The 583-nt window shown below is 65.4% G+C and carries 1 pseudogene; it reads left to right on the top strand.

From position 1 onward, the window contains the following. Window positions 1-583, top strand: a pseudogene (locus C3481_RS16245) (cell division protein FtsH); the annotation flags it as partial.

Below are 583 nucleotides of genomic sequence, written 5' to 3' on the forward strand. Positions count from 1 at the left end.
GCGGACCCGGATCATGTCGGACAAGGAGAAGAAGATCACCGCGTACCACGAGGGCGGTCACGCCCTGGTCGCGGCGGCCTCGCCGAACTCCGACCCGGTCCACAAGATCACGATCCTGTCCCGTGGTCGTGCCCTCGGTTACACGATGGTCCTGCCGGACGAGGACAAGTACTCGACCACGCGCAACGAGATGCTCGACCAGCTCGCCTACATGCTGGGCGGCCGGGCGGCCGAGGAACTGGTCTTCCACGACCCGACCACGGGCGCCGCGAACGACATCGAGAAGGCCACCAACCTGGCCCGCGCGATGGTCACCCAGTACGGCATGACCGAGCGCCTCGGTGCGATCAAGTTCGGAGGCGACAACTCCGAGCCGTTCCTGGGCCGTGAGATGGCTCACCAGCGCGACTACTCGGAAGAGGTCGCCGCGCTGGTGGACGAAGAGGTCAAGAAGCTCATCGAGACCGCGCACAACGAGGCCTGGGAGATCCTGGTCGAGAACCGCGACGTGCTCGACAACCTCGTCCTCCAGTTGCTGGAGAAGGAGACCCTGGGCAAGGAGGAGATCGCCGAGATCTTCGCC

The sequence above is a fragment of the Microbacterium sp. Ru50 genome (genome assembly GCF_002920555.1).
Taxonomy (GTDB): Bacteria; Actinomycetota; Actinomycetes; order Actinomycetales; family Microbacteriaceae; genus Microbacterium; species Microbacterium arborescens.